The 14,547-nt window shown below is 39.2% G+C and carries 10 protein-coding genes and 2 pseudogenes; 3 read left to right on the forward strand and 9 right to left on the reverse strand.

The window, feature by feature from the left end; all coding sequences use genetic code 11:
• Positions 1-16: 16 nt before the first annotated feature.
• Together VEIS1202513_RS05710 and VEIS1202513_RS05715 are read right to left on the reverse strand one after the other, a co-directional pair.
• The gene (locus VEIS1202513_RS05710) at positions 17-529 is read right to left on the reverse strand and encodes a YceD family protein (RefSeq protein ID WP_156719552.1); all 513 of its coding nucleotides are present in this window, start codon (positions 527-529) and stop codon (positions 17-19) included.
• Between the two features lie 101 nt (positions 530-630).
• Positions 631-765, reverse strand: coding sequence for a rubredoxin (locus tag VEIS1202513_RS05715; protein WP_004693422.1), 135 nt, complete (start codon positions 763-765; stop codon positions 631-633).
• Positions 766-1,294: 529 nt separating this feature from the next.
• On the opposite strand from VEIS1202513_RS05715, the gene VEIS1202513_RS05720 reads away from it, so the two are divergent.
• Together VEIS1202513_RS05720 and VEIS1202513_RS05725 are read left to right on the forward strand one after the other, a co-directional pair.
• Positions 1,295-2,248 carry a nitronate monooxygenase gene (locus VEIS1202513_RS05720; RefSeq protein WP_213466960.1) on the forward strand — a complete coding sequence of 318 codons (954 nt, stop codon included), beginning with the start codon at positions 1,295-1,297 and terminating at the stop codon, positions 2,246-2,248.
• A 17-nt stretch (positions 2,249-2,265) separates the two neighbouring features.
• Positions 2,266-2,814 carry a gamma carbonic anhydrase family protein gene (locus VEIS1202513_RS05725; protein ID WP_156719554.1) on the forward strand — a complete coding sequence of 183 codons (549 nt, stop codon included), beginning with the start codon at positions 2,266-2,268 and terminating at the stop codon, positions 2,812-2,814.
• A gap of 153 nt (positions 2,815-2,967) precedes the next feature.
• Here the strand turns inward: VEIS1202513_RS05725 and VEIS1202513_RS05730 are convergent.
• A pseudogene (locus VEIS1202513_RS05730) lies at positions 2,968-3,615 on the reverse strand (hypothetical protein).
• Positions 3,616-3,702: 87 nt separating this feature from the next.
• Complete coding sequence (locus VEIS1202513_RS05735) at positions 3,703-8,358, reverse strand: ESPR-type extended signal peptide-containing protein (protein ID WP_213466962.1); 4,656 nt, start codon at positions 8,356-8,358, stop codon at positions 3,703-3,705.
• Between the two features lie 273 nt (positions 8,359-8,631).
• On the opposite strand from VEIS1202513_RS05735, the pseudogene VEIS1202513_RS05740 reads away from it, so the two are divergent.
• Positions 8,632-8,778, forward strand: a pseudogene (locus tag VEIS1202513_RS05740) (IS3 family transposase); the annotation flags it as partial.
• Here VEIS1202513_RS05740 and VEIS1202513_RS05745 read toward each other — a convergent pair.
• The 5 genes from VEIS1202513_RS05745 to VEIS1202513_RS05765 form a co-directional block, all read right to left on the reverse strand.
• The gene (locus VEIS1202513_RS05745) at positions 8,751-9,989 is read right to left on the reverse strand and encodes a chloride channel protein (protein ID WP_213466963.1); all 1,239 of its coding nucleotides are present in this window, start codon (positions 9,987-9,989) and stop codon (positions 8,751-8,753) included. The pseudogene VEIS1202513_RS05740 and the gene VEIS1202513_RS05745 sit on opposite strands and share 28 nt — an antisense overlap.
• Positions 9,990-9,991: 2 nt before the next feature.
• Positions 9,992-10,489, reverse strand: coding sequence for an anaerobic ribonucleoside-triphosphate reductase activating protein (gene nrdG / locus VEIS1202513_RS05750; protein ID WP_178885189.1), 498 nt, complete (start codon positions 10,487-10,489; stop codon positions 9,992-9,994).
• Between the two features lie 137 nt (positions 10,490-10,626).
• Positions 10,627-12,777, reverse strand: coding sequence for an anaerobic ribonucleoside-triphosphate reductase (gene nrdD / locus VEIS1202513_RS05755; RefSeq protein ID WP_119209257.1), 2,151 nt, complete (start codon positions 12,775-12,777; stop codon positions 10,627-10,629).
• Between the two features lie 244 nt (positions 12,778-13,021).
• Positions 13,022-13,825, reverse strand: a complete 804-nt coding sequence (locus VEIS1202513_RS05760) for a tyrosine-protein phosphatase (protein WP_213466965.1) — start codon at positions 13,823-13,825, stop codon at positions 13,022-13,024.
• A gap of 264 nt (positions 13,826-14,089) precedes the next feature.
• Positions 14,090-14,536 (reverse strand): VanZ family protein, encoded by a 447-nt coding sequence (locus tag VEIS1202513_RS05765; protein ID WP_213466966.1) that lies wholly within the window; start codon positions 14,534-14,536, stop codon positions 14,090-14,092.
• Positions 14,537-14,547: the final 11 nt, after the last annotated feature.

Genomic DNA, 14,547 nt, shown 5'->3' on the forward strand with positions numbered 1-14,547 from the left:
CTCCTTAGTACAATCATTAGGACAATCTATCATCTTTCTCATCAAGCAAAGCACGTAACTCTGCAAATCGAGGATCCACCACAAAGGATTCACAAGAACAAGGTGAAACATTTAAATTTGCTCCGCAATGAACGCACAATCCTTTGCAATCATCCTGACATAACACTTGAGAGGGCTCATTGATGATTAATGTATCCCTAATTAGTTCGGTTAAGTCAATTTCCTCTCCATCGAAAGGAATCACATCATCAGTAGCCTCTCTAGAGTCACTAAAGATTTCCTCAAAGGAATCCTTACGATCTTGCTCTGTTGTAGTTAAACAACGAGAACATTCGTAATCGCCTTTAGACTCTATCGAACCTTGAACGATGTAATTTTGACCATCAAACCAAAACTCACCATTAATGGTTATATCATGACGGCTCCAAGGAAAAGCAGTTACGTCACCAAGCTCAGAGGATGGTATCGTATAGCTATAAGGAAATTTCTTTCCTATATGTTCTTTTGCTTGCTCTACTTGCAGTTTCATAATCTTACCTCGACTCATAATATTATAAACATGACATAGTGCTTTGTCAAATAAAAAAGACTATCTTAAGCGGACTCAAGATAGTCTTTTTGGTAAGTCAATTACATTTTTTCGAATTGGTCTTTACCAACACCGCAAATTGGGCAAACATAATCAGCTGGTTGATCTTCGAATTTCACGCCTTCAACAGCTTCATCATAAACCCAACCACATACTACGCATACGTATTTTTCCATTTGTATTTCCTCCTTCACTTGAAAATTATTCTTTAATGTTTATCTTTTATAATTCAGATACTCTATCTGTAATGTAGTATATCAAAGATATCGAAACTTTTCAATACTCATTTTCTTAATTTCTCATTTTTCCCAATATTTAAAAAGCATATATAATATGCGGATTTGTGTTACATATTAATTTGAAATCTATTATCATTTAGGCGCTTTTAGATTCAATCCCCCAAAATTTTTTTCATCACTCTCCCTCTATCAATATAAATAATAGACTTTATTCTACCAACAGTTTTTGTAGTATTAACGAAAATATTGGCCTAAGGTGTACATAATTTATATATTATACTATTATATATAAGAGAATATAGTTACATTATATTCCAAAACAAATAAACTAATAACTTATTATATAAGTATGTACTTATGAACACTTACTTCTCTATGCGATATACGTATAATAAGAATTTTACTATCTTACTATGAACTATTGATTAGAGAAATCATCATTTATTTTGTTATCATAGGAGGATTTATGAGAACAGCTTTAACGGAACTTTTACAAATTGAATACCCTATTATCCAAGGTGCTATGGCTTGGGTATCTGAACACAAATTAGTTGCTGCCGTTGCTAATGCTGGCGCAACAGGTGTTATCGCCCTTGGTGGTCGTGATGCTGAATGGACACGTAATGAAATTCGTGCATGTAAAGAGTTAACTGATAAACCTTTCGGTGTTAACCTCATGTTAATGGCACCTAATAAAGATGAGTTAGTCGATATTATTATCGAAGAAAAACCTGCATTTGTAACACTCGGTGCTGGTAATCCTGTACCATATATCAAACCACTCCAAGAGGCTGGTATCAAAGTTATTCCTGTAGTCCCTTCCCTTAAATTGGCTAAACGTATCGAAGAAGCAGGTGCTGATGCGATGATCGTAGAAGGTATGGAAGCTGGTGGTCATATCGGTAGCCAAACAACTATGTCCTTAATGGAAAATATTTTACCAGAAATCTCTATTCCTGTAGTAGTTGCCGGTTCTATCGTAGATGGTCGCGGTCTTGCAGCTGCACTACTAATGGGTGCGGAAGGTGTACAAATGGGCTCTCGCTTCTTGCTAGCGGAAGAATGCCAAGCACATCAAAATATGAAAGAAGCAATCATCAAAGCTACAGATACTGATTCTGTTGTAACCGGTCTTCTCTCTGGCCACGGCGGTGTTCGCAGCCTAAAAAATGAATTTACTACTCGCTATTTAGCAGCAGAAACTGATGGTGTTACTACACCTGAAGAGCGTACAAAAATGTCTCAAGGCACTAATAAACGCGCCGCAATTGATGGTGATGTTGTAAACGGTGCGGTACAAGTTGGACAAGCCTTGAATCGTCTTGTCGCTATCGAACCAGCTCATACAATTGTTCAAACTGTAATGAACGAAGCAATTATGTCTATTCGTAAGGCTCAACGCCTTATTGAAATTGTTTAATGAATCAGGAGTACTATATGTTACCATTTCATGGAAAATATCCAAAATTAGATCCTAAAAGTTGCGTCATGCCCGGTGCTGAACTTGCTGGTGATGTAGAGCTTAAAGAATATGCATCTATTTGGCAAAACTGTGCACTTCGTGGTGACGTAAACAAAATTGTAGTAGGTCGTTACTCTAATGTACAAGACAACTCTGTATTACATGTAGACGACGATAAAGCATGCGTCCTTGGCGATTATGTAACAATCGGCCACGGTGCCATCGTTCATGCTAGTACAATCGAAGACAATGTGTTAGTTGGCATGGGTGCCATTGTATTAAGTGGTTGTCATATTGGCTCTGGCTCTATTATTGCAGCCGGTGCGGTAGTAAAAGAAAACACTGTCATCCCACCTAACTCTTTAGTCGTAGGTATTCCTGCTCGTATTGTTCGCACAGATGAAACTCAAATCGAACGTATTCACAATCAAGCTTTAAAATATAAACACTTATGGACTATTGAATACGGTATGCTTCCTGATGCAGGTGGCGAGGAATACGATAAAAACGCCAAAATCGTATAATCACATATACAATAAAATTTGCACAAATAATCAGAACCACCCGTAAAACGGGTGGTTTTATGATTCGCGACTACGTCGCGAACCAGTCTAAAGACAATAACAAAAGCCGAGGCAATCACTGCCTCGGCTTTCATAATTTATGTGGTCTAAATTTTATTGAATTGTTGGTGCATAAATCGCTTGTCGAAGATCCACCCTACGATGTTCTTCCATCATCTTAGAAATGTCTTCTTATTCGGCAGGTTTCACGCGATTGTTGCCGTCTTTCATAGCTTCTTTCAAGCTAAAGATAACCATTTCATTCATGTAGAAACGCAATTCATCATCATGTACATTGGCCGTATTGCGATCCAAGATATCAATGATTTGTTGTGCATAGTCCCTTTTTTCATCGTCAGACACAGTCACATGATTCATAAAGAAGTCTTTATAATCATTATACAAACGATCTAACGCCATGCGTGCATAGCTGTCTTTCTTATAACGATGACTCACAATGTACCAGCTACGACGAACGTTCATATAATACAATGCATTATTGCGGTACCGTTCTTGGCCCTTCATAATACGAGAGTCGTCCATGATATATCTATCTTTTTGATCCAATTGGAATTGTGTGAAAGCATTCACTACTTCACGAACTTCTTCGCTAGGTACAGGAATAGCCACTTCTGCTTCAATCACGTTTAATGGTTCAGCTGGTTGTTCTGGCATCATCAAAGTATCCCGAGCCGCATCCGCCTGACCTACTGCACATACACAAGCAAGCGCCAATACAGGTATAATTTTTTTGAATTTCATACATCCTCCTTATGATGAGCCGCCCCCCGAAGGGCGGCTTTCACAATCCTTACATGAGCCATGAAGAACTCGAATATTCAGATTCGATTATTTTGTAAGACCTGCTTGTTGCATCAACAATGCAATTTGAGCCTTCATTTGTTCATTATCTTCCTTCACAGAGGATAATTCATCAATACGTTTTTGCATACGTGCATTATCATCCTTAACAGAAGACAACTCATGGAGGCTTTCTTGCATACGTGCATTTTCAGCTTTCAACGCTGTTACTTCATCTTGCAACACATAAATAGAACTGATAGGACCGCCCTTATAACGTTCAGGAACAGCTTTCTTCGCATCGGAAGTGCCGAATTTACGAGTTACACCGGCATTCACCATGTTATGGTGGCTACCTACGGACATCCCTACATGGAACATGGTATCTTCCGCCGTGTAATGTGCAATGCCTAGAGCCGCCGCCGTTTCACCGCGATAGTTGCCGATGCCGGCCATCACCTGAGTCGGTTCCAACGGATCATACTGAATAGGTTTCAATGCTGAAAGTGCCGCCGCATGAGCGCCCACACGTTGCGTTTCGCCCGCTACCGCATTAATGGCATTTGACAAGCCGCCAGTTGCATTTTTCAATTGATTTACATTAACCGCATCGGTACCGTTTACGCCAGGACCGACATTACTGATCGTATTGCCGCCGTTATCGAGACCGTCTTTTGTGAGGCTCACCTGATTGCCGCCGGCCGGAGTGATTGTCACGCCGCCACTGTTCATAACGGTTGTATTACCGTCAGCGTCCTTAGTCGTTACGGTTTCTAGACCTTTCAAGTCCTTCGCCATACGAACCTTAAGGTTATTGTTGCCGTCGGATACGACACCCAAATTATCTTCTGAGGTCAACTTATTGGCATCGGTAATGCCGCCGACTACATTCACCTGTTCGTTAAGCTGTTTCTTGATAACCGTACCGGTATCACCACCGTACTTCATACCATCATCTTTGGTTGCCACCTGATGTGTCTTACCGTTTTCATCCCGGTATTTAATACGAGTGATTTCGTTTCCGTTAAGGTCAGGATCGCCTTTATCAACGGTAATATCCGCATTGCGGCCGTCCTTACCGCTTAAACCGATGTGACCGACACCGTCTTTACCGGACATGGATACAGCATCTTTACCGTCTTTGCCGGCAATGCCTACCTTGCCGTCCGTACCGTCAGCACCGTTAGGTCCTGTAATGGATACGCCGTCTTTGCCGTTTTTACCGACTTTCACCTTATCGGTAGTTAAACTGTCAGTCTTGAGATCCTTCGCCATCTTGATCGTAACATTACCATTTTCGGCTACGGTCTTAATATTCTCACCGGAATATTTATCATCATTTTCTGTACCTTCACCTTTAATGGTAACCTTTTGACCTAAATCACGATGGAATTCGCCTGTATTACCGGCAAAATCCATACCTTTCTTCGTGATTTCATCGCCCAAGTTGGTAATTTTATTATCCAAGGTCTTGTGAGATTTCTGCAACTGGTCTTCTGTAGCAGCACGACCGCTTGAGATATTATCAGGGTCCCAATCTTTGTTTTCCAGACCTGTCACATAGCCGTCCTTACCGTCAACAGCAACTTTCCCTGCCGCAATCTTGCCGTCTTTGCCGTCGATCGTTACCTTGTCGCCGGCCTTAATGGTACCGTTTTCGCCGTCAATCGTTACATTGCCTGCTTTAATAGTACCTTTATTACCATTGATTTCAACCTTATCGCCGGCTTTGATTGTGCCGGCGTTGCCGTCTATAGCCACTTGTTTTGTCAGATCTGTGCCCATTGTCACCTGATCCTTAAGACCCACTTCATAGTTTTTCGACCCATCCGCATTGGTGCCAGGTGTAACGATAATATTTTTACCGGCTGTCACCGTTGTAGTCGCAGCCGCTGTCGCCTTATCCAATTGGGATTTATTAACCGCATCTTTAGGATCCGTACCGTCGGCTACATTCGTAATCTTATTACCTCCGTTATCGAGGCCATCCTTTGTGAGGCTCACCTTATTACCGCCGGCAGGATTGATTGTCATACCGTCACCGTTGATAACAGTGTTATTACCACCGTTTGTGAAAGTTGTAGACGTTAACCCCTGTAATTCTTTCGCCAATTTTACATTTAATGTACCGTTACCGTCGGATACAACACCGATATTATTGTCGGATAATTTAGCTGCATCAGCACCGCCTTTGATAGTTACTGTATCACCTAATTTTCTGTTGCTTACGGCACCCGTATCACCGGCAAAGTTCAAGCCTTTTTCAAGAGTTTTATTGATATCGGAGATATCCTGTTTATTCTTATTGATGTTCTGCGTATTGTTGGCGATATCTCCGGCATTTTTATTGATGTTCTGTTTGTTACCCGCAATATCCTGTTTATTTTTGTCGATGTCGGATCTATTCGTATTAACTTTGTCGTTAACCTTCTTCAACTGATCTTCCGTAGCACCACGACCGGATACAGCCACTGGATTATCCACATTCCAATCCGTATTCGTGAGACCTGTTACATGACCTGTATCACCATCTACAGTTACAGGGTGGGCAGCACCAACATTAATTTTATTGCCTAAACCGACAGTAAATTCCTTACCGCCATTCGCATTCGTACCTTCCGTTACGGTCACATTCGCATCCTTTGCTTTCACAGTGGATGCCTTCGCAGTACCGTTGATAGCTTTTTGTAACTGGCCATAGTTAACTGCATCATTAGGATTACTACCATCCGCCACGTTGGTAATCTTCTGATTGTTCGCATTGATACCGTTCGGCGTTACATAAGTCTTACCGCCTACAGTCAAGCCGTCATTGTTGATAGTCGTACTGCCGGCAGTAACGCTTTCTAGACCGGTTAACGTTTTCGCTAATTTTACATTTAATGTATCCGTTCCGTTGGATACAACGCCGATATTATTATCGGATAGTTTTGTCGGATCAGTCACACCACCGATAATATTCGTCTGTTCACCAAATTTACGAGTAAATTGATTAGCTGTAGCCGATGCAGCTTTCACATCACCGGCATATGCCACGCCCTTATCCATCTCCGAAGTAACTGCATGCAATTGACTGCCGTTGATAGCATCCGTAGAAGTAGCGGAAATACGACCTGCCGCTACATTAGTAACTGTCCGTTCCATGCCTGCCTTGCCGACACTTACAGTGGATGCCGGATTAATACCTGCAAAGTTATGTACAGCCCCGTTAATGGTTGCGGAAGGTGTCGCTACAGCTGCTGCCGTTTCAGAACCGGTCCCCAGAGCTACAGCACTTTCATTATCTACCTTTGTATTATTACCGAGAGCCACAGCATTTTTCGCCGTCACGGAAGCATTGTTCCCGAGAACCATAGCCCCATCAGCGGAAACATTGGAGTTACTGCCCACTACATAAGAATTATCGGCCGTAATACTGTTCTTATAGCCGAATGCACCGGACATATTACCTTTAACAGTACCGTCTGTAACAGTTGTAATTTTATCCTGATCGGCACCTGCACCACTACCATTTGCTTCCGTCGTGGTCATAACAGTAGCGGAACCGATGGTATTTCCTGCACCGATAGCATACGCCTGATTACCGTAAATCGTATTCTTGGAACCAACAGCAGCAGACTCTTTCCCGGATTTAGAACCGTCTTTCATATCTAAACCGACCTGGTTCGTATCACCGATAGAGGATGAACGATCACCGTAAGCACCAACCTGCGTACCAAGAGCAAGAGAATTTGTTCCCCAACTACGTGTCATGATACCGATGCCGGTGCTGGCTACACCTTTAGTCAAAGAGTTGATACCGATTGCTGTAGAGCCTGTACCATAGGCTTCGCTCAATGTACCGATAGCCGTAGTTGCATCACCGATAGCCGCCGTATTTGCATATTTACCTTTTACATTAATAGATGCCGAACCAAGAGTGCCGGCGAATTTATCTTCAATTTCCTTGTTAAAGCTCTTTTTAATACCGTTTCCTGCAGCCAATTGAGGCACAGCTGTTTCCAATTCAGTACGAGCCATATCGATATCATCACCGCCGATGGCAACAGATGAATTACCAATAGCTCTTGTATCTGCACCGAGAGCAAGAGACTGTGTACCATAAGTTTTTGCAGTGCTGCCGATAGCTACACCTTGCGCATATTTAGGGTTAACAGTACCGCCATCATTCTTAATTTTTACATTTGTTTCCGCAGATGCACCGATAGCCACATCACCACGAGCACCGTAGGAAGCAGCATCCGCCCCCATAACAACAGCGCCGGATCCAGGATTACCATGATGCGTAGAAACAATACTCTTTGCGGAACGACCGATAACGATATCCCCGTTTTCCAAAGCTTGTGCCCCTTGACCTATAGCTACTGTACTTGTCGGGATATTCGTGCCTACAGTACTTTCACCGACTGCTTTTGCACCGTTACCGATGGCTACACTATAATCACCAAGTGCATTAGTTATATCACCAATAGCGATACCACCATTATTTGAGGCCTGCGCTCCGATACCATTTATAATCGGTGCCCCCAAAGCATCCGTAGGCATCATAACGCCCGTCAACATAACGGCAAGCGCAGTAGCACCTACCATTTTAGAAAATACAACCGACAAAGAAGAACGTTTCGTCATGTTCTTTGCCGTTTCCGCTACGACTACGTAACACCCCTTTGTACGATTCCAAATTACTTTAAAAACTCGATTCATCAATCTTACTCCTATAAATTAAACTAACTATATCCACTTACATAAAAATTACAATAACCAAACTGAGACTATATCGATTTTCTCAAAATTATATAACTAAAATACCACATTTTACTGTATAAGTAAAATTTTTTTCATTTTATTTTCACATAATTATGCGTTCAAATTATCAATTTTTCGATATACAAAAAATATCGAGGCACCGTCACTCGAACAGTCCTCGATATTCTTATATATACTATTAAATTATTCTATTGAAAAGAATATTCATCATTTAATACTTTTGTAGTAGCGATAGAAGAATATATTAACTATTACAACAACAAAAGGATCAAAAAAACAAAATGGATGCCCCCTGTAAAATACAGGGAAGCATCCATGTGTTTAGATTACTATTTATCACTCTTTAGTTTTGACTGAATAATCTGCTCTACCATAAGCGCTGTACCCATAGTTAACGCTATAGGGAACAACATTTCTACAGAAAATCTTGAAAGCTCAAGCATAAATACACATGAGGTCATAGGCATTTTTTGTGCAAGTCCTAAAAATGCTACGGCACCGATAAAGGCAGCCATCCCCAATGATATAGGAGCCACGGCAATAGACCAAAAAGTACCAAATACTATGGCTAACGTACTGCCCAACATCATAGATGGAGTAATACGACCACCATACGCACCTGCTGCTAATGCGAGTAATACTGCTGCCCACTTAGAACCAAATAATCCTAATGCATAAGTCCATGTAATATCATTGGTAAAGGTTAATTCGTTCCCGGCCTTACCATTCCCTAAAATTTCAGGGAAATACATAGCTAATGCACCAATAATTGTAAACGCAACGATAGATATTGGGATCATAATAGGACTGCTACGATGAATAGAAGGTAACTTACCTTGAGTAATATTAAATAAAACTACACCTAAAGCAACAATAGCGCCCAAGGCGATAGAGAATTCTACATAGTGACTGCCCAAGCTAGGTTGAGCCATTGTATATTGAATGACATCCCCTACACCAGCTTGTCGAGTTACAAAAGTTGCTAATCCACAGCATATAAGAGCAGCACTCATTGCGCGTATATTCCATGTAAGAAGCAATGTTTCCAACGTAAAAATCGCTGCCGATAACGGTGAATTATAAACCGCTGCCAAGCCAGCACCTGCTGCACAAGCAATCAATAATTGGCGATCTTCTTGTTTTATATCAAAGTGCTTAACTAAAAAAGTTGTAATCCCCGCACTTGCTTCACGAGGGGCTACTTCTCGCCCTAAAGGTGAACCTATAGCTACCGTAATAATTTGTAAGGTTGCATGTAAAACAGTAGTGATAGGATTCATATCCATCTTACCGGAAACCGCAGTTTTAATATCTACAACACCTTTACCATATCGGTGAATAAGAAACCAACCCACACCACCTATGAGACCACAAATAATAAGTGGTATCAATCGTTCTACTGGAGATACTCGCGCTACAGCAGCACCAAAACTCATATGATCTGCAGAAGAATAATGATATACAAAATGCTGAATACTATGCATTAAATGTGTATAAGAAGCCCCTACTAATCCAGCTATAAATCCAACGATAATTATGAGGCCTATTAAACGTTTATCAAATGCCATACTTACTCCATTGCTAACACAACTTCACCAGTTTCTAATGTTTTCTTAACATCTATAATACGTTGATTAGATGAACCTCTAAATCGTAATGCTGGATCTTTAAGTTCATCTACAAATCGACCATCTACGAGGATATCAATTTCTTGTAATAAAGCACTTCGCAACTCATCCTCTAAAATATCATCTATTTCATACCCGGAATAGGCCCAAATTTTCTTTTCTGGTGCAGCCCCTCGTACAGCTCTTACTACAGGTAATAAACCTTGTACATTTTGGAAAGGCTCTCCACCCAATAAAGTTAAACCTGAGCAGTTAGGATTCTTAACATAAGAAACAACTAGATCTGTTTCAGCTTGTGTCCATACTTTACCGGCATTAAAATCTTGGTATTCTTCGTTAAAGCAGTTATAACAACAATGCGTACATCCAGTCACAAAGATAGATGTACGAATTCCTTCTCCATTGGCAATATCATATTGTCTTATTTGCCCATATCTCATAATTACCTCCATAGTAGTGCATATCAACTTTGATCAACACTATATAGATATATTTCAATTTTTCACATGTATAGTAAAAGCTGTGCGCTAGGCACAGCTTTTACCATGTATTTATAGTAACTATAATTCTAATAATTTTAAATGTGCATTACACGATCTTTGATTTCTTTCGTACGACCTTCGTTCCAGAAGTTTTCACCTAAATAACCACAAGTACGACGAATTACAGTTAATTTATCGCGGTTTGTGTTGTGGCAACGAGGACATTCCCATTCATTATGTTCATTGACCTTAATTTCACCATCAAAACCACATTCGTGACAGTAGTCGGACTTGGTATTAAACTCAGCATAAGAAATATGATCATAAATATATTGAATCATAGTCAAAACAGCTGGGATATTGTTAGTCATATTCGGAATTTCCGCATAGGAAATACAACCGCCGGTCGATTTCTTTTGGAATTCAGATTCAAAATTAAACTTATCAAATACATTGATTTCTTCACGAACATTAACGTGATAACTATTAGTGTAATACCCTTTATCAGTAATATCTTCAATTACACCAAAGCGAGCACGATCGAGAGAAGAGAATCGATTTGTTAAGCTTTCAGCAGGTGTACCATATAAACCAAAGCCAAGATTATGTTTATCATGCCATAGATTGATGGCATCATTTAAACGATCCATAATTTTCATGGCGAATACACGCCCTTTTTCACCTGTGTTAGACTGACCAGTAATCAATCGAGTTGCTTCATAAATACCGATGTAGCCAAGAGAAATTGTTGCATAACCACCAGTAAGGAAGCGAGCGATTTTCTCTCCTTTTTTTAGGCGCGCAATAGCACCGTGTTGCCAATGAATTGGCGATACATCACTTACTACATCCTTTAATAAGTTGTAACGTAATAGTAATGCTTTTTCCGCTAATTCAAGACGTTTATCTAAAATTTCAAAGAATCTTTCTTCACTACCGCGAGCTAAGATACCAATTTGAGGTAAGTTCAAACTTACAACGCCCATATTAAAACGACCATCAAACTTATAGTTCCCCTTTTCATCCTTCCAAGGAGATAAGAAAGAACGACATCCCATTGGGCTAAATACATTACCTTCATAGTTTTCCTTCATCTTCTTAGCGGAAATGTAATCTGGATACATGCGTTTAGCCGTACATTGTGCAGCAAGTTCAGTTAAATAGTAATATGGACTATCAGGCGTTACATTATGTTCATCAAGAACATAAATCAATTTAGGAAATGCTGGCGTAATATATACATCAGCTTCATTTTTTACACCCTTAATGCGTTGTCGTAAAATCTCTTCTGTAATGAGAGCAGCCTCTTTAGCGTATTCATAATCAGGTTTAAAATACATGAACAACGTAACAAATGGAGATTGACCATTTGTAGTCATCAATGTATTGATTTGATATTGGATAGTTTGGATGCCATCCTTAACCTCTTTACGCGTACGTTTCCACGCAATTTCACGAGCCTTTTCCATATTTGGTTCCATCCCGTAAATCTCAACTTGTTCTTCAATAACATTGTTAAGGATTTTTTCGTAAGATTTACGTACGAATGGCGCCAAGATGCGATCGATACCATTAATACTTTGACCGCCGTATTGACCAGATGCAACTTGGGCAATAATTTGCGTTGTTACTGTACATGCAACTTGGAAGGATTTAGGTGTATCAATTTTCTTACCATTGATAACCGTACCATTTGTTAGCATATCTTCCAAATTGATCAAGCAACAGTTAAACATAGGTTGGATAATGTAATCCATATCATGGAAATGGATAGCACCACTATCATGGGCTTCTAAAATATCTGTAGGAATTAATTTACGGCGAGCGATATCCTTAGATACTTCACCAGCGATTAAATCACGTTGTGTAGATACAATGGCAGCATCCTTATTAGAATTTTCATCGAGAACGCTGACATTACTGCGATCTAATAAACCGATTACATCATCATCAGTGGTATTTTGACGACGTTTAAAAGCTTGAACAGCTTTGTAACCTTCATAGGCACGTGCCGTTGCAGGATTATGATACTCAATCAACTTATAATACACTTGATCTTCAATAGCATAAATTGTCATGTCTTTTTGGAGCTTTGTAGCATATTCTTCAATTTCATCAGCAATACGCTGTGCCAACCCCTCTTCGTACAACCCTGTACTACTATGCTCAGCTTTTTCTATAGCCAAAGCAATCTTATTCTTATCAAATGGTACCTTTGTACCATCCCGTTTAATGACCTGCAACATATTGGCAACCTCCCCATTTTGTTACCGCTGAATATATGTTAAGACATAGAAAAAAGTATGGAAAACCATACTTTTTATAAATTTATATGTAAAAATGTAAAGAATTATGACTAAACTCTCTATTTTTTACCGCTAACTCAGTATACTATATATGGTGGTTGTTTTCAAGAACAAATACAATATAAAGTAAAAATAGGCTCTTTTAGCCATGCCAATACAGCATGAATAAAAGAACCTATTTAAATTATAATGTAAACCCAAATAGACGAGTCAAGAAGTTAGATTTTTGACCTACCCAACTAGAAGGAACAGTAGGATAGAATGTGCGATCAGCTAAAAGATCGCGCTCATTGAGATGAATATTTGGCAACAAATCTTTTTTGTATGTACTGTCTAATTTAGAAATAGCTTCTACATACCCTTGATGCGCTTGTACATCACTTTCACTACAATAACCAGTGCCAAAGAAGTGAATTAATCCATTACGATATAGTTCGATCGCTCTATGATAATTAGCATTACTATGATTAAAGGAAGCCATGTTACATTGAATTAAAATCCCTTTATCTACCCATTCCAATAACTGTTCTGGTTTTGTAAATAATTGGCGATGCGTTTCTACTTCACTAATGATAGGAACAATGCCCATATCTAGTAAGCTTAGCAACCATGCATTAATATGGTGAACCTTACTATTTGCAGGTAATGCTACTAACATAAAATGGCTATTACCCAACAAATACTGATTGCGATGAGAAGCAATATATTCAACCATTTCATCACAAAGTAAAACACGAGCACCACTGTGAATAGTAACATCTACTTGTTGCTCACCTACTGCAAGTTTTACATCATTCAATGTTGTTTCCATTTCATCCCAAGTATTCATATCCATAGATACTGTCACATCAGGAGTACTGAAAATATCTGTAATTCCTTGTTCAGCCAAAGATTTTATCATTTTTACTGATTCTGCCATTGTTTGTGGCCCTTGAGGCCCTAACACAGCTGGCAAAATGCAACCATGTAAGTCAACCACGCGATTCATATTCTTTCCCTTCTACTTACGATAACCCCTTACAGATATCGTTCTCTTTATAAATTTCATGTTGTTCTCATTTATTTTTCATTTTCTATTCATGATTATATCAAGGGAAAAGTAGCTTGTATAGTGATTTTTATATAAAAATAAATAAATTATAATGTGTTTATTTAATATATTATTTATATTTTCATATTATCTTCATTAAAAATACCTCATAATCGCTAAGATTATGAGGTATTTTTCACTCATCTGTATATTATTAACAATTTAATTTTTATATGTACTTCTCTTATACCTGATATTATAGACTAATTTCACCACTAAAATACCAATAACAACACCTACTGTGTCTATCAAAATATCAGAGAACTGAGAGCTACGGCCTGGTGAAAATCTTTGTATAAATTCATCAAGACAAGCTATCAACATTCCTAAACCTACAGTCTTAATTACGGTACCATATGTAATATATCGACGTAGAATCGTATATAAAACACCACCAAGGATTGTAAACTCTGAGAGATGTGCCAACTTTCGAACAATCCTATTTAAGGTCCATATATTTCCATGAAAGCCTAATTTATTTGCTATAGGAGTCAAAGTCTCTGCAAAAAGTAAACTAAATCCATCTGATGATCCACCATTCTGCATCGAATTATCCCATATAAAAAATACTATTAGCCCTAACAGGATATATAGTATCCAACGTTTCATACTACTCTCCT

It is taken from the genome of Veillonella orientalis, from assembly GCF_018406505.1.
In the GTDB taxonomy this organism is placed as follows: Bacteria; Bacillota; Negativicutes; order Veillonellales; family Veillonellaceae; genus Veillonella; species Veillonella nakazawae.